The organism is Cycloclasticus sp. (assembly GCF_019090545.1).
In the GTDB taxonomy this organism is placed as follows: Bacteria; Pseudomonadota; Gammaproteobacteria; order Methylococcales; family Cycloclasticaceae; genus Cycloclasticus; species Cycloclasticus pugetii.
On record NZ_JAHRVT010000004.1, the window covers coordinates 15,029 to 31,522 of the forward strand.

18 protein-coding genes are annotated in these 16,494 nt (G+C 40.3%); 1 reads left to right on the plus strand and 17 read right to left on the minus strand.

Features of this window, described 5'->3' with window-relative positions; genetic code table 11:
* The 7 genes from KUG63_RS01050 to surE form a co-directional block, all read right to left on the minus strand.
* A complete protein-coding gene (locus tag KUG63_RS01050) occupies positions 1 to 1,311 on the minus strand; it encodes a homoserine dehydrogenase (protein WP_020932681.1) in 1,311 nt (436 codons plus the stop codon).
* A 64-nt stretch (positions 1,312 to 1,375) separates the two neighbouring features.
* Positions 1,376 to 2,560, minus strand: a complete 1,185-nt coding sequence (gene alaC, locus KUG63_RS01055; protein WP_015005852.1) for an alanine transaminase — start codon at positions 2,558 to 2,560, stop codon at positions 1,376 to 1,378.
* 110 nt (positions 2,561 to 2,670) lie between these two features.
* The gene (gene rpoS / locus KUG63_RS01060; RefSeq protein ID WP_016390749.1) at positions 2,671 to 3,534 is read right to left on the minus strand and encodes an RNA polymerase sigma factor RpoS; all 864 of its coding nucleotides are present in this window, start codon (positions 3,532 to 3,534) and stop codon (positions 2,671 to 2,673) included.
* A gap of 58 nt (positions 3,535 to 3,592) precedes the next feature.
* Positions 3,593 to 4,348 carry a peptidoglycan DD-metalloendopeptidase family protein gene (locus tag KUG63_RS01065; RefSeq protein WP_016390750.1) on the minus strand — a complete coding sequence of 252 codons (756 nt, stop codon included), beginning with the start codon at positions 4,346 to 4,348 and terminating at the stop codon, positions 3,593 to 3,595.
* Position 4,349: 1 nt separating this feature from the next.
* A complete protein-coding gene (locus KUG63_RS01070) occupies positions 4,350 to 4,925 on the minus strand; it encodes a YqaA family protein (protein ID WP_020162120.1) in 576 nt (191 codons plus the stop codon).
* An 11-nt stretch (positions 4,926 to 4,936) separates the two neighbouring features.
* Entirely contained in the window at positions 4,937 to 5,593 is a 657-nt protein-coding gene (locus tag KUG63_RS01075) for a protein-L-isoaspartate(D-aspartate) O-methyltransferase (RefSeq protein ID WP_020162119.1), read from the minus strand.
* Positions 5,590 to 6,342: a 5'/3'-nucleotidase SurE gene (surE, locus tag KUG63_RS01080; protein ID WP_015005847.1), complete on the minus strand. Its 753-nt coding sequence runs from the start codon at positions 6,340 to 6,342 to the stop codon at positions 5,590 to 5,592. Before surE ends, KUG63_RS01075 begins: the two co-directional genes overlap by 4 nt.
* A 63-nt stretch (positions 6,343 to 6,405) precedes the next feature.
* On the opposite strand from surE, the gene KUG63_RS01085 reads away from it, so the two are divergent.
* Positions 6,406 to 6,954, plus strand: coding sequence for a Smr/MutS family protein (locus KUG63_RS01085; protein ID WP_016390754.1), 549 nt, complete (start codon positions 6,406 to 6,408; stop codon positions 6,952 to 6,954).
* Here the strand turns inward: KUG63_RS01085 and KUG63_RS01090 are convergent.
* From KUG63_RS01090 to accA, 10 genes are all read right to left on the minus strand, one after another.
* The gene (locus tag KUG63_RS01090) at positions 6,951 to 7,751 is read right to left on the minus strand and encodes an undecaprenyl-diphosphate phosphatase (protein ID WP_015005845.1); all 801 of its coding nucleotides are present in this window, start codon (positions 7,749 to 7,751) and stop codon (positions 6,951 to 6,953) included. The genes KUG63_RS01085 and KUG63_RS01090 overlap by 4 nt on opposite strands.
* A 9-nt stretch (positions 7,752 to 7,760) precedes the next feature.
* Positions 7,761 to 8,807, minus strand: coding sequence for a tRNA pseudouridine(13) synthase TruD (gene truD / locus KUG63_RS01095; RefSeq protein WP_020932683.1), 1,047 nt, complete (start codon positions 8,805 to 8,807; stop codon positions 7,761 to 7,763).
* A gap of 6 nt (positions 8,808 to 8,813) precedes the next feature.
* Positions 8,814 to 9,290, minus strand: a complete 477-nt coding sequence (ispF, locus tag KUG63_RS01100) for a 2-C-methyl-D-erythritol 2,4-cyclodiphosphate synthase (protein WP_016390756.1) — start codon at positions 9,288 to 9,290, stop codon at positions 8,814 to 8,816.
* Complete coding sequence (gene ispD, locus KUG63_RS01105; RefSeq protein WP_287553694.1) at positions 9,281 to 9,997, minus strand: 2-C-methyl-D-erythritol 4-phosphate cytidylyltransferase; 717 nt, start codon at positions 9,995 to 9,997, stop codon at positions 9,281 to 9,283. Before ispD ends, ispF begins: the two co-directional genes overlap by 10 nt.
* Complete coding sequence (locus KUG63_RS01110) at positions 9,987 to 10,271, minus strand: FtsB family cell division protein (protein WP_016390758.1); 285 nt, start codon at positions 10,269 to 10,271, stop codon at positions 9,987 to 9,989. The genes ispD and KUG63_RS01110 overlap by 11 nt, the downstream gene beginning before the upstream one ends.
* A gap of 3 nt (positions 10,272 to 10,274) precedes the next feature.
* Positions 10,275 to 11,555 (minus strand): phosphopyruvate hydratase, encoded by a 1,281-nt coding sequence (eno, locus tag KUG63_RS01115; protein ID WP_016390759.1) that lies wholly within the window; start codon positions 11,553 to 11,555, stop codon positions 10,275 to 10,277.
* Positions 11,556 to 11,576: 21 nt separating this feature from the next.
* Positions 11,577 to 12,410 carry a 3-deoxy-8-phosphooctulonate synthase gene (gene kdsA / locus KUG63_RS01120; RefSeq protein WP_016390760.1) on the minus strand — a complete coding sequence of 278 codons (834 nt, stop codon included), beginning with the start codon at positions 12,408 to 12,410 and terminating at the stop codon, positions 11,577 to 11,579.
* On the minus strand, positions 12,407 to 14,053 hold the full coding sequence (locus KUG63_RS01125) for a CTP synthase (protein WP_015005838.1): 1,647 nt from the start codon (positions 14,051 to 14,053) through the stop codon (positions 12,407 to 12,409). Before KUG63_RS01125 ends, kdsA begins: the two co-directional genes overlap by 4 nt.
* Positions 14,054 to 14,149: 96 nt before the next feature.
* A complete protein-coding gene (gene tilS / locus KUG63_RS01130; RefSeq protein ID WP_020932685.1) occupies positions 14,150 to 15,478 on the minus strand; it encodes a tRNA lysidine(34) synthetase TilS in 1,329 nt (442 codons plus the stop codon).
* A 60-nt stretch (positions 15,479 to 15,538) separates the two neighbouring features.
* Positions 15,539 to 16,494, minus strand: a 956-nt coding sequence (gene accA, locus KUG63_RS01135) for an acetyl-CoA carboxylase carboxyl transferase subunit alpha (RefSeq protein WP_287553698.1), incomplete at its 5' end; no start/stop codon positions are given.

The following is a 16,494-nucleotide window of genomic DNA, read 5'->3' on the forward strand; positions in this document are numbered from 1 at the left end:
CTATTGTAACGATTCGACACGAATACGAACCGCTGGTTGATTGATTGAATCAAGTGATTCAATTTCTGTTAACGCGTTGATCAGTGATTTTTCAACAACGCTATCTGTCAGTAAAATTACTTGAGCCTTATCACCATGTTGCTCTGGCTCTTTTTGCTGAACTGCTTCGATGCTAATACCATGGTCTGCTAAGATTTTCGTAATTGCTGCCATAACACCGGGTTTATCTTCGACAGACAAACGCAAATAAAATGCGGTTGTAATACTTTCAATCGGAAGAATCGGTAATTCTTCCAGCCCTGAGGTTGCAAAACCTAATGCAGGCACAGCATTTACTGCAGGCGTATCTAAGTCTCGACAAATATCGATAATATCTGCGATAACAGCTGACGCTGTTGCCTCTGCACCGGCCCCTGCTCCGTAATATAATGTTGGTCCAACTGCATTGCCTTTCACTACAACGGCATTCATCACACCATCCACATTGGCAATAAGCCTTTTTTCTGGAATTAACGTTGGGTGAACACGCATTTCCACACCCATTTTTGTTTTTCTCGCAACACCTAAATGTTTAACACGGTAGCCCAGCTCATCAGCATAGGCAATATCTAATGGGGTGACTGTTGAAATACCTTCTGTATAGACTCGCTCGAAATTAAGCGGCATACCAAAAGCTAATGAGGCCAAAATACACAGTTTATGTGCGGCATCGATGCCTTCAACATCATATTCTGGGTCTGCTTCAGCATATCCTAGCTCTTGCGCTTCTTTCAATACATCTGAAAATACACTGCCTTTTTCAAACATTTCGGTCAGTATAAAGTTACCCGTTCCGTTAATAATTCCGGCTAGCCACTCTATGCTATTTGCGCTGAGTCCCTCACGCATCGCTTTTACAATTGGAATACCACCAGCAATAGCAGCTTCATAAGCCAGCGTTACTTTGTTTTCAGCAGCAGCAACAAACAACTCATTACCATGGTTCGCAATAAGCGCCTTATTTGCTGTGACTACGTGCTTACCTTTAGATAAAGCCTCAAGAATTAAAGACTTCGCTGGTTCTATACCACCCATAAGCTCGACCACTATCTGAACATCAGGGTCGTTGATAATCTCTTGCGAATCTGTCGTTAGGTGCAGCGTATCGGTATTACAAATTCGTGGGCGCGTTATATCCCGTGCACTTGCTGAACTAACAACAATTTCACAACCACTGCGACGTGATATATCTTGAGCATTTTTAGTTAAAACATTAACTGTACCGCCGCCTACCGTACCTAGACCTAATAGCCCAACCTTTACAACTTTCAAGCGATTCCCCTTCGTTCAATTAAGGGCGCGATTATACAGGATTTAACCTCGGACGAAAAAGCAGTTATGCCAGATTATCGTTTCGAAACATTTGTTTAATACCCCGAACAGCTTGACGTGTTCGGTGGGTATTTTCAATTAACCCGAAGCGCACATATTCATCACCAAAATCACCAAAACCAATACCCGGAGATACCGCCACCTTTGCATCTTTTAGCAACTTTTTAGAGAATTCTAAAGAACCAAGAGAGCGATATTGTTCAGGGATTTTTGCCCATACAAACATGGTTGCTTTAGGTTTTTCAACCGCCCAACCAATTGCATTAAGCCCGTCACACAACACATCCCTTCTCTCTCTGTATAAGGTACGTATCTCATCAACACAATCTTGCGGACCTTCTAGTGCAGCAATTGCCGCTACTTGAATAGGTGTAAACATCCCATAATCCAAATAAGACTTTATACGTGCTAATGCGCCCACCAATTCTTTGTTTCCACACATAAAGCCCACTCGCCAACCAGGCATGTTGTACGTTTTTGACAACGAATAAAACTCAACAGCAATATCTTTAGCGCCTGGAACCTCAAGAATAGACGGCGCCTTATAACCGTCGAATACAATTTCTGCATAGGCATTATCATGCACGACCCAAATGTCATGCTCTTTAGCCATTTTTACTACTTTCTCAAAAAACTCTAAATCAACACACTGCGTTGTTGGGTTACCCGGAAAGTTTAATACCAACATTTTGGGTTTTGGATACGACGTTTTTATTGCTTTTTCAAGTTCACTAAAAAAATCTACTTCAGGGCTAATTGGAACATGTCGAATATCAGCCCCCGCTATAACAAAACCATAAGGGTGTATTGGATAAGCTGGGTTGGGAACCAGCACGGCATCACCGGGGCCAAGAGTCGCCATTGCTAAATGCGCCAAACCTTCTTTAGAACCAATGGTAACAATGGCTTCTGAGTCAAAATCTAGGTCTACGTCATATTTTGTTTTATACCAGCCACAAATAGCTTTTCTTAAACGAGGGATACCTCGTGAAACGGAATATCGATGAGTATCACCACGTTGAGCGGCTTCGGTCATTTTATCAACGATATGTTGAGGAGTTGGCTGATCAGGGTTACCCATACCAAAATCGATGATATCTTCGCCTGCTGCACGCGCTTGTGCCTTTAAATCATTAACAATATTAAAAACATACGGTGGGAGACGTTGTATTCTAGCGAAATCATGCATATTGTATCAGGGCCATTATGTAAGACGAGATGAGCGCGATACAGTACTCATCTGCATTTTAACTGTCAACATTAATGTAATACAAAGGACCCAATCAAGGCCCTGCATCACTAATGTAGTAGAACAGATGCTGACATTCCTTCATTTTCAAGAATCGAGCGCAATGATTTAAGTGCATTCATTTGTATCTGCCTAACACGCTCTCGAGTTACCCCCATTTCATTTGCTACTTGCTCTAAAGTAGATGCATGGTAGCCACGAACACCAAAACGACGAGAGATCACCTCTCTTTGCTTATCGTTCAACAGTTCCAGCCAAACTGTCAGGTTCTCTCGGACTTCTTCAGACTGTAAAATATCAGTAGGTTCTTTAGCATCTTGATCAACAACCGTATCTAAGACTTGTTGGTCAGAGTCTTGCGAAAGAGACGCATCCAGTGATGAAACATTATCAGCGTGCATACGAAACATTTTTTCAATGACCTCTACAGGCTTACCTGTTACTTCAGCCACTTCTTCAGCACTGGCTTCACGATCGAGTTGTTGACTGAGTTCACGGGCTTTTTTGAGATAAATATTCATCTCTTTGATAATATGAATTGGCAAACGAATCGTTCTGGTTTGATTCATAATCGCTCTTTCAATTGTTTGTCTAATCCACCATGTTGCATAGGTTGAAAATCTAAAACCTTTTTCGGGGTCAAATTTTTCAACCGCACGAATCAACCCTAAGTTTCCTTCTTCTATTAGGTCCAGCATAGGAAGACCACGGTTCATATAACGTCGTGAGATTTTAACCACTAACCGCAAATTACTTTCAATCATTCGCTGTCTTGCTGGGTGATCCCCTTTTTGCACAAGACGACCATAAAATACCTCTTCTTCAGCGGTTAATAAGGTAGATTCACTTAATTGATTTAGATACAGCTGAGTTGGGTCGTTAGTAGTTGTTTTTGATTTTTTATTATCGTCCATAGTATTCTCTCAGTCTGATTTTTTATCAGATGATTTATTAGTTAGCATTTCCTTGCATTTACTTTCTTAATACTGGCATATACTCTAGTATCGAAACTGCCTTACCGTGACGCCTCATTTCGAAAAAAAGAACCCGACGGTTTTTATTGTCGACACCTATTTCTGCTATAACCTCACCTTTTTTAACAACGCTGCCTTCACTGACTAACACACGTTTGTTATAACCATAGGCCGTTAGGTACTCTTCATTATGCTTCACTATTATGAGGTTACCATAGCCCTTTAAACCACTGCCTGCATAAACAACCTTACCACTTTCACTTGCTTTAACCTGCTCACCGGTTTCTCCAAATAACACCAGACCAGATTTAACAAGGCCTTTCTCAAAGCTTGTAACGTTTATCGGCCACTGCCAATTTAACTTTAACCTTTTTTGATAATTATTTGAAGTACTCTTCGTTATCTTTTGTTTTTTAAGTGTTTTTTTGGCTGGTTTTAATGATTTATTCTTATCATTTGTTTTTAAATTGCTACCAATTAAGGTCAATTTCTGACCTTTATAAATTGTATAAGGCCATGAGATATTATTCCATTGAGCTAATGTTCGGTAATCTTTACCATTTTGCCAAGCAATTGAATACAAGGTATCGCCAGCACGAACGATATGTACTTTAGATGAAGTTGATTTCGTAGGTAAATGATTATTATAGACTGGCGCATGAACACTAGAGCCACCACAAGATATGAGCGTGCAGATTACGAGCAAAACACTTATTAAAGTAACAGTATCTTTAATGGCTTTTAAGCTAAACACGTTAATAAAATCTAGAGATTAACAACCCCATAACAATCATCGCTGTCACGATCCAACCAGTTACCTCTATATAGTCATTGAGTTTGTTTTTCAAACTATTACCACCTAACGACACCAGGAAAGCCACTAAAAAGAACCGTGCCCCACGACCGACTAGAGAGGCAAGGACAAAGGGGATAAACATCATACCGAGCAAGCCTGCAGCAATCGTAAACAACTTATAGGGAATCGGTGAGAAGCCAGCTATTAAAATTGCCCAAAAGCCCCAATCTATAAACCACGCGTTTACATGTTCCAATTTCTCACGGTAGTGAAACATTTCAATAATCGGTTCTATCAACTCAAACGAAAACATTCCAATTAAATAACCAAATACTCCGCCAATAACTGAACCAATAGTGGTTATCATTGCAAAATAAAAACTTTTCGACGGTTTTGCTAAACACATTGGTGCCAACATAACATCTGGGGGAATGGGGAAAAATGAAGATTCTGCGAAACTTAAAGTAAAAAGGTACCTGTTAGCTTTTGGGTGCTCCGCCCAAAATAAAACCTGCTGATATAAACGTTTAAACAATCTAACGCCTCCTAGGCACGCCCTTTTAAAAAAGGTACGAAACTAACTTCTTCAATCGTTTCAACTTCATAAGCCGATTCTGTTCTGGTCACTCGCTGTAAAACTTGTTGCCCTTCTTTACCAACAGGAATAATCAGCCTAGCACCAATGGTTAGTTGCTCTAATAACTTCATAGGAATCTCAGCAGGTGCGGCGGCTGCCAAAATAGCCTGATAAGGCCCACATGCCTTCCACCCCCAACCGCCATCTGAATGTTTGAAACTTATATTTCTAACCCCTATATCAGCCAACACTCTCTTTGCTTGTTCTTGCAACGGCCTGATTCTTTCAACTGAAAATACTCTGGGTATTAAACTGGCCAAAATAGCAGATTGATAGCCCGAACCAGTTCCAACTTCTAAGACATTTTCAGGCAAACCATCTTCAATCAATAGTTCAGTCATGCGCGCAACCATATACGGTTGCGAAATGGTTTGACCATGCCCAATTGGTAGCGAGGTATTCTCATAAGCCCGACTTGATAAGGCTTCAGCCATAAATAAGTGCCGCGGTACTTTTCTCATTACCGATAACACCCGCTCATCCTTAATACCTAGTTCTTTTAAATGAGCAATAAGCCTGTCTCGGGTGCGCTGCGAAGTCATCCCAATGCCTGTTAGGTCTTTCATAAAACGAGCTCTTCAAGCCAATCATTTAATGTATTTAAACGCTGGTAGTTGGTTAAATCAATTTTTAACGGCGTAATCGAAACATAACCATTTTCAACAGCATAAAAATCTGTTTCTTCACCCGCATCTTGCTGCGCGCCAGGCGGCCCTACCCAGTATATTTTTTTATTCCTTGGGTCACGCCCCTCTATTACCGGCTCTGAACGATGTCGTTGACCAAGCCTTGTCGCTTTAAGACCCTTTATCTCTGTTAATGGCAAATCAGGGACATTAACATTTAAAATTGTATCGGCCGGAAGCTCTTTAACCATCAATTGATTGAGTAACAGCACAGCAATATTTGCCGCTGTTTCAAAGTATCTTGGCTTACTAGAGGTAATTGAAATAGCAATTGACGGTAAGCCTAAAAAGCGCCCTTCAGTTGCCGCAGCAACCGTACCGGAATACAAAACATCATCACCCATATTTTCTCCGTTATTAATGCCAGAGAATACAATACTGGGGTCTTCTTTTAACAAGCCTGTAATCGCTAAATGAACGCAATCTGTGGGGGTTCCATCAACACTAAAGTAACCATTATCCATTTGCTGTACTCGCAGCGGCATATCCAGTGTTAAAGAGTTACTCGCCGCGCTTCTGTTTCTATCCGGCGCGACCACAGTAACACGAGCTACTTCAGATAGTTTATTCGCCAATGCCGACAAACCAGGGGCTAAATACCCATCATCATTACTTACTAAAATATGCATTAAGTTTATCTAGATACCGTTACTTATAAAAAAATTAGCGCTCAAATTTGATAAACTCATATTATGCCTGAAGATAAAAAAAAACGCCTAAGTTCCGATAATGATTCTCAATTATTCCGTGAGTTTATTGGAGAGGTAAACATACTCTCGAACACAGAACGGCATTTCTATGATGATACGTCGAAACCAAAACCAATAAAAAAAAGCTTTCCACCTCTAAAAGCGGATCATGAATATATTGTTGATCACACAAATGACATTACATCAGAGCAATACGTTTTCTTTGCCCACAGCTCTGTCCAAGCTAAAACGATAAAAAAATTAAAACGAGGCGCGATAACAATTAATGAAACAATTGATTTACATGGTTTAGATAAACAACAAGCACAACATTACATTAGAGAGTGTATTAGAGAACAGCTTGAGCTTCAGCAGCGTTATCTATTGCTTATACATGGCAAGGGAACAAGATCACTCAATCAATCGCCTGTTTTAAAAAACCTTTGTGTTAATCTACTAAAAAATGACTCTGCCGTATTAGCTTTTGCCTCTGCCCAGCCTAAAGATGGTGGAACCGGGGCGTTATACGTTTTGTTACGACAAAAACGCTAAACTGCATATAAATACAATAAAAAACAACCCAGTATTAAACGGTAAATCACAAAAGGCAGCATCCCTACTTTTTCTAGCACCTTTAGGAAAATTGAAATACAGGCAAAGGCACTTAACGCTGAAATAAATACACCCATAATAATAGAGAACCAGTCAATTTGGCTTGGGCTACTCATCAACTCAACTGACTTTAAACTTCCTGCTAAAAAGATTAATGGGACGGATAGTAAAAAAGAAAACCTTGCGGCTGCCTCACGCGTCAACCCTAGCAGCAAGCCTCCAGTCATGGTAATTCCCGATCTTGATGTTCCAGGAATAAGTGCCAACACCTGATATAACCCAATAATAATGGCTGTCTTAATCGATATTGCATATTCATCTTTATGTCGCTGTGCCTTAGTATCCGAATACCAAAGAAGCAAGCCAAAAAAGAGCGTCGCTATTGCAATAACTATGGGCGAGCGAAGGTAAATTTCAATTAAATGACCCGCTAATAAACCAACCAAACCAACCGGAATTGTCGCTATGATTATCATCCAAGCTAAACGACTGTCTTGCGTATGATTTTTTTTGAAGACAGATGCAAACCAACCTTTAATAATTTGCCTCAAATCGTGTTGAAAATAGCTAACTACTGCTATTAATGTTCCCACATGCACAGCAACATCAAAAGCTAAACCTTGGTCTTTCCAACCTAAAAGAGTGGGCAATAAAATTAAGTGTGCTGAACTTGATATCGGCAGGAACTCTGTTAACCCTTGTAATAACCCTAAGCCTAAGATATGTTCAAAATCCATTAATAAACCCTAGTTAACATGACTTGTTGTGTTAATTAACTCACGAATAACAGCGGTTGCATAACTGCCGGAAGGGAGTTTAAACGATAATCGAAGTTTATCAGTGGATATCAACTCTGCCTTAAAATCTGTCGGCACAACCCTTAAAGCGCGTCTAGCAGAGTCAACTTTTTCCTTCAATAAACCCTTACAAAATACACTGTTAGCCGTAAACACTGTGTCTTCCAGCTGCTCAACTGAAGCAGAAACCACTTTATCATTTACTCCAAATAATGGACCACTTGGATGAATATCATGTTCCATTAAACGTGTATGAGTCGTTGTTGAGTTGGCTTCATCTGTAAAATACTGACGCGTTCCACTGAGCATAAATGCATCACCGGGTAGCGCCTTATCCCAATTTTCAGCCTTCACTCGCTCAGACAGCACTTGGTTGAACAGAAACGATCTGGCTGAAGATAACAATAGGCCTTTTAACTGCTTATTCTTAATTTTCTCGCCTCTAGAAAACAGTCCATACGCACGATCTAGATTTTGGCATAAGTAACCAAAACGTTGTTGCATAAAGTAATTAGGCACACCAAACATTTTTATTTGTTCAATACGTTGCTGCAGCAAGGCATGATCAACTGTTAACTGTGAAATAACAATCTCAAATTCATTAAACTGAATAACCCCTCTTTTTAATTTCTTAAGGTGACGAGTACTTCGTTTGATTTTAATTGAATCATCTTCTAATAACTGCCAATCCGGTGCTGCTCGGCCTGGCAAATGTACACTAAACCACTGTTTGGTAACCGCATGTTTATCTTTCATACCCGCATAAGAGACTGAACGCCGGGTTACACCTGCATGAACAGCAAGTTTTTTTAGCACCTCATCGGTATTGAGCCCTTTTTTTTGCACATACACAAATTCATGTTCTCCCTCGCCAGACGGGGTAAATGTTAAGCGCTCGTTTACGATAAAATCTTCTGCTTGTTGCTTTAGTTGGCCAGCCCCAACTGTGCCGCCATGGGCATAAGCCAGCTCATCAATATGTTTCTCAAACAGCATCTTAATTTAACGCGCAGAAACGACAATAACCACAGCATGCGCTTCAATACCTTCTTTTCTTCCGGGGAAGCCCATTCCTTCTGTAGTGGTTGCTTTTATATTTATTTGCGATGCGCCTGAATTTAAATCTTTGGCTATATATAACGCCATTTTATTTAAATAAGGAGATAACTTCGGGGCTTGCGCAATAATTGTTAAATCAGCATTTCCTAGCTTAAAACCTTTTTGTTGGACTAAAGCATATACATGCCGCAACAAAACACGGCTGTCGATATTGGCATAATCATCACTGCTGTCAGGGAAATGTTGCCCAATATCACCTTCACCTATTGAACCTAACAGCGCATCACACAACGCATGTAACAGCACATCACCATCTGAATGCGCTAATAAGCCATAGTCATGAGAAATTTTCACACCGCCCAATACGAGAGGTTTCCCTGCTTCAAACCGATGTGCATCATAGCCGTGGCCTATGCGCATACTTGCCTCTCTTGTTGTTCTAAATAATAACGAGCCAAATCTAAATCTGATGGCGAAGTGATTTTGATATTATCAGCATGTCCTTTTACTATTTGTACAGCTTGATTCATCTGCTCAATAGCGCTGGCCTCATCCGTGATTACACGATTAGACTCGATCGCATTGATTAGGGCATTATTTAGCATGTCGAGTTTAAATATTTGTGGTGTCAGCGCTCTCCATAATATTGACCTATCGAGCGTTTGTGTGGATTTTTTATTGACTACTTTTTTAACCGTATCGTGTATTGGTGTCGCCAAAATAGCACCAACTTGCTGTTTTAATGCAGTGTTAATTAACACGTTTATATCACTACATCTAACACAGGGTCGTGCGGCATCATGAACAAGAACCCAATCATTTAAATCAGCATGCTCTTTGACTAAAGACACACCATTTAAAACAGAATCAGCTCGTTCACTTCCACCAAACGTTATGCTAATACGGTCATCCTGTGCAAATTTACTGTGTTGCCAGTAGTTATCATTCTGATGAATACAAACAACAATATGCTCAATCTTTTCGCATAACAGTAGTCGTTCCAATGTTGCATCTAAAACAGTTGATGAACCAAGTGGTAAATATTGTTTAGGAACTGCTGATTGCATTCTTGAACCAATGCCAGCGGCTGCCACTACACACCAAACTTTTTCTGGTTTATTTACCATCGCCAGCTTCAATATACTGAAAGAACGTTTCGTCTTTACCTACAAACCCTAATTCATTTCGAGCTTTTTCTTCGACGACCTCTAAACCACTTTTTAAATTGGAAACTTCGGCTTGTAATGCGTTATTGCGCTCGCTCAGAATTTTGTTTTCTGCTTCAAGGGTGTTTATTCGTTGCTCTAAAGACCATGAGTCTTGAACTCTGCCTTCAGCTATCCATAGTTTATACTGCAAATAACTGAAGACAATAACAAGAATGATCAAAAGCGCTTTCACAGATTAGCGAAGGTATTTAAATGCCTTTCTACCCGCATAAACAGCCTGCTCGCCTAACTCTTCTTCTATCCGCAGTAAACGGTTGTATTTAGCAACACGATCAGAACGACAAAGAGAGCCTGTTTTAATTTGGCCTGAGCAGGTTGCAACAGCTAAATCAGCGATTGTGGTATCTTCTGTTTCACCAGAACGATGAGATACGACTGATGTATAGCCTGAATCATGCGCCATTTTAATGGCCGCTAATGTTTCTGTTAACGTGCCAATTTGATTAACTTTAATCAAAATCGAATTGGCGATATTTTTATCTATACCTTGTTTAAATATTTTAGGATTTGTAACAAATAAATCATCCCCAACCAATTGAACTTTATGACCCAATTGCTCGGTCATGTATTTCCAACCGTCCCAATCGTTTTCATCTAGACCATCTTCAATAGAAATAATTGGATATTGATTAACCCAGCCAGCTAAAAAGTCGGTCATTTCGGTAGAGTTAAAGCGTTTATTTTCCGACGCTAAGAAGTATTCTCCGTTTTCACAAAACTCAGAACTTGCCACATCAAGACCCAACGAAATATCATCACCAATCTTCAAACCAACTTGTTCAATGGCTTGTAAAATAACCTCAATTGCCTCAACATTTGATGACAAATCAGGTGCAAAGCCCCCTTCATCACCTACCGACGTACTTAAGCCTTTTTTTAGTAAAACCGATTTTAAGGCATGAAAAACTTCCGTGCCGTAACGCATCGCTTCACTAAAGTTAGGTGCGCCGACAGGTAAAATCATAAATTCTTGCAGATCAACACTGTTATCAGCATGTGAACCGCCATTGATGATATTCATCATCGGTACTGGTAACGTAAACTCGCTGTTACCTAAATAACGAAACAGTGGCAAACCACCTTCATTTGCTGCAGCATGTGCTGTAGCTAACGAAATACCAAGTGTTGCATTTGCACCTAACCGAGCCTTATTTTCAGTCCCATCAAGCTCAATCATTGTCTTATCAATCGCTGCCTGATTGCTTGCATCCATGCCCAATAAAGCATCTTTTAACTCGCCATTTACATGGCCGATAGCTTTCAGTACGCCTTTACCACCATAACGACTTTTATCGCCATCACGTAATTCGATCGCTTCACGTTCCCCGGTTGACGCACCTGAGGGCACCATTGCACTGCCAATAATGCCAGAGGCTAACGTCACATCCGCTTGCAAGGTTGGATTACCGCGTGAATCAAGAATCTCACGCGCTTTAATATCAACTATTTCTGCCATAACTTCCTCAAATAAATTATCTTAAAATTCGTTTTCAATAAACCCGGCTTGTTTAACCGCGTCATCGATTGTTTTCATAATGCTGAGTAATGCTTTCATTTTTTCTAATGGCACCGAATTAGGACCATCACTTAACGCTTTATCCGGATCAGGGTGTGTTTCCATAAATACGCCGGACACGCCAGCTGCCATTGCGGCTCTCGCTAATGTCGGCACAAATTCACGTTGTCCGCCAGAAGAACTTCCCTGCCCCCCGGGTAGTTGAACCGAGTGAGTTGCATCAAAAACCACTGGTGCATTTGTTTCGCGCATTACGGCTAATGAACGCATATCAGAGACTAAATTATTATAGCCAAAAGATGCCCCTCTTTCACACACCATGATATTTTGATTACCGGTCGAACGTGCTTTATCAACTACGTGCTTCATATCCCAAGGCGCTAAAAACTGGCCTTTTTTAATGTTAACCGGCAAGCCTGTTGCCGCCACTTTAGTAATGTAATTAGTTTGACGACATAAAAAAGCAGGCGTTTGTAACACATCAACAACAGAGGCCACTTCATCCATCGGCGTGTCTTCATGCACATCGGTAATAACAGGGAGATTTAATTGGTCTTTTACCAACTGCAAAACACGTAAGCCTTCTTCAATGCCAGGACCTCTAAAACCATCAATAGATGAGCGATTAGCCTTATCAAACGATGATTTATATATAAAAGGGATACCCAGCTCATCAGTTATTTCTTTTAATTGACCGGCTGTATCAATCGTCATTTGCTCACTTTCTACAACACAGGTCCCTGCTATTAAAAAGAACGGTTGATCTATACCTACATTAAACCCGCATAATTTCATGATTTTTTTACTCTGTCGGTTGATCCTGAATACTCAATGGCTGCGGCAACAAAACTACTAAATAATGGATGTCCTGTTCTTGGTTTTGAGGTGAACTCTGGGTGAAATTGACAAGCCAAAAACCATCTATGCCCTGGCACTTCAACAATCTCAACTAAGCGGCCATCCATTGATTTACCAGAAATTTTAAGCCCTGCTGATTCAAACTGCTCTATAAAGGTGTTATTAAACTCGTACCGATGCCTGTGTCGTTCAGTAATAACATCTTTGCCATAAACCTTATGAGCTAATGAGCCAGGAGTTAATTGACATTTTTGACTACCTAAACGCATCGTCCCCCCCAAGTCTGAGCTTGCATCACGTGTCTCAATTTGCCCTTCCTCGGTTAACCATTCGGTAATTAAACCGATAACAGGGAAAGGTGAATCAGGCATAAATTCTGTACTATTTGCCCCTTCAAGGCCTATTTTATTGCGTGCATACTCAATAACAGCCGATTGCATTCCAAGACAAATACCTAAATACGGCACATCGTTTTCACGCGCATAACGGATGGTTGCAATTTTACCGTCAACACCTCTTTCACCAAAACCGCCAGGTACAAGAATAGCATCCACGTTATCTAATGCAGAGGTACCCTGATTTTCAATATCTTCGGAGTCAACCTTAACCACTTCCACCTGTGTTTTTGTATGTATACCAGCATGAATCAACGATTCCGTTAAAGATTTATATGCATCAGCATGATCAATATACTTACCCACTAACGCTATTTTCACGGTGTCGGTCGGTGCAAATAACCCATCAACAACAGCTTGCCAATCTGATAGATCAGCAGGAACCGTATCTAAATGTAATTTTTTAGCGACAATTTGATCCAGACCTTGCTCATGCAACATCATTGGGATGCGGTAAATACTGTCTGCGTCTAACGCCGTAATAACCGCTTTTTCTTCAACATTGGTAAACAGTGCAATCTTTTTTCTCTCAGAGGATGGGATTGGGCGTTCTGATCGACAAATCAACACATCGGGTTGAATCCCAATAGTCCTTAACTCTTTAACAGAGTGCTGTGTTGGTTTTGTTTTAATTTCTTTTGCGGAAGCAATATAGGGCACCAGTGTTAAGTGCATGAACAGGCAGCGATCATCACCCAGCTCGACTCGCATTTGACGGATAGCTTCTAAAAAGGGTAATGATTCAATATCACCAACCGTTCCACCAATCTCAATCAGCGCGACATCAACGCCTTCTGCACTGTCTATAATATTCTTTTTAATTTGATCAGTAATATGAGGAATAACCTGAACTGTTCCCCCTAAGTAGTCGCCACGTCTTTCTTTTTTAATAACCGTTTCATAAATTTGGCCTGTCGTAAAGTTATTAGCCTTAGACATAATGCTGTTACTAAATCGCTCATAATGACCTAAATCTAGGTCTGTTTCAGCGCCATCATCTGTTACATACACTTCACCATGTTGAAATGGGCTCATTGTGCCAGGGTCGACATTGATATAAGGATCGAGCTTTGTCATGGTTATTTTTAAACCACGAGCTTCAAGAATAGTTGCTAATGAGGATGCACAAATGCCTTTCCCTAAAGAAGACACAACACCACCCGTAATAAAAATAAACTTAGCCATACAAACCTATGAAGTGAAAAATTGAATGCCAAGTATTATACGCGAATCAAATAATAAGAAAGCACTCGCAAGATATAATTAAGTTAAACTTAACGCTTATTTAATTCGCCAGTCAGGATGATCCCATTCAATAACATAACCTTGCTCGCCCTCTTTAGCTAAAAACCTTTCATCCAACCATAAATTAGCCACAGCTACTAAATGATCATCCAAATAAATCAACGGTATTGAATCTCTAACCCACGGAAAAATCTTTTCCTCATTAAGAAGTTTTTTTAATGCCTTGCTGCCAGATCTTTTTACTAATTTAATCCGTTCACCACCTAGCCTATAACGAACCGAGGTAGTTGATGAGTCCCATAATGCCTTATCAATCCCTTCTCCAACAGCCGTCGTTCTTGTGAGTATCCCTAGCAAATTAGGCAAGGTTAAGACTTCTCCACACCATTTAACTTTATGCAATATTAACTGTTCAGTTTTTGGTGTGTAAAAAAGACGGTTATCAAACAGTCTTACTTGATGATCTGCCCAAGCAATCAGCGTTGGTTTATTACTATCAATTTTTAGCATCGACTGTATTTGTTGCAAGATTTTCTTAGACGGTAGACGTACACCCTGTGTTTTAAGCCACTCCCGAATCATTAAACGCTGTGTTTCTTCTTTATTGCCTGCAAGTAACTGTATACTTAACTCATGTCCTACCGAATCACTCAACAGCTCCTTACTTAGTTCAGCAAGGACTTTAGACGCTTCGGCACAGTGGGAAGCAGATCGTGCAGTGGTTTTTGAAAAAGCAGGCCATCGGCTTTGTATTAAAGGGATGACTTCTTGGCGTAGAAAATTGCGGTCATAGGACACATCATAGTTGCTTGAGTCCTCAACCCATTTCAAACCTTTGTTTTTTGCATAGTGCAAAATGTGTTGTTTGCTCACCCTTAATAAGGGTCTTGAAATAAAACCTGCATTAAATTGATTAAACGAGGGCATGCTAGCCAAACCATCCACACCCGCACCTCTAAGTAATTGAAGCATTAGCGTTTCAGCTTGATCATCCTCATGCTGGGCGGTTAATAAAACACTGTGTTTATCTATAAACGTTGATAATGCAGCATACCTTGCCACTCTCGCCGCTTGTTCTGGGCCATCACCGTGCTTGTCCTGTGCATTCACCTGTATAGAATGAAAAGGAAAACCAAGCTCAGCCGTTATTTTTTTACAATGCTCAGACCAATGCACAGAATCATCGTGTAAACCATGATCAATATACACAGCCGAAAAAAATAGTGGTTTTAACTGCTGCCTTAATATTGAACAGGCATGCAGCAAAACATGTGAGTCCACACCACCACTATAAGCAACAACGACCTTTGTAACACCCTCTATTGAATCGAGGTGCTGCTTAACAGTGTTAACAAGGTCATCCAATGTAGCACCTTAATTGATAAAGTTTAGCGTTGTTTAAGGTGATAAAGAAGCTAAATAGAATTAGGATTCTGTGAATTTTCCATAACTCATTAAACGATCGTAACGCTCAGCTAAAAGAGTTTCTATGGGTTTACTATTGAGCTCAGCGACCTCTTTGAGTAAAACCTCTTTGATTCTTTTTTTCATTAACGCTAAATCTTTATGCGCACCCCCTAACGGCTCTTCAATCACACCATCGATCAAGCCATTTGCTAATAACTTCGTTGAGGTGATTGCCATCGCTTCAGCAGCTTGAGATGCCTTTTCTGAGCTTTTCCATAGTATCGATGCACAGCCTTCGGGAGATATTACCGAGTACGTACTATATTTTAATAAAAACAACTTATCACATACGCCCAATGCTAACGCACCGCCAGAACCACCTTCGCCAATTACAATACTGATAACAGGTGTTTTAAGTTTAGACATTTCAAAAAGATTTCTTGCAATCGCTTCACTTTGCCCACGTTCTTCAGCACCAACGCCGGGGTAGGCACCGGGTGTATCAATAAACGTAATAATTGGTAAATTAAAACGTTCTGCCATATGCATTAAACGTAGCGCTTTCCGGTAGCCTTCAGGTCTTGGCATACCGAAATTACGTTTAAGTTTTTCCTTTGTATCTCGTCCTTTCTGGTGCCCAATCACCATAACAGGCATCCCATCTAGTTTTGCCAATCCACCAACAATAGCCGCATCATCAGCATAATGGCGATCACCGTGTAATTCGATGAAGTTATCAACAACACCATCAATATAATCTAAAGAGTATGGGCGTTTAGGATGACGCGAGAGTTTTGATATTTGCCAATCAGATAATTTTGCAAACGTCGACTCCGTTAAAGACAGGCTTTTTTCTTGCAGCCTATCGATCTCTTTTTGGATATCAATTTCATTATCCGATCCAACTCGACGAAGCTCTTCAAGCTTTTCTTCAAGTTCAACAATCGGTTGTTCAAAATCTAAGTAATCTAAGT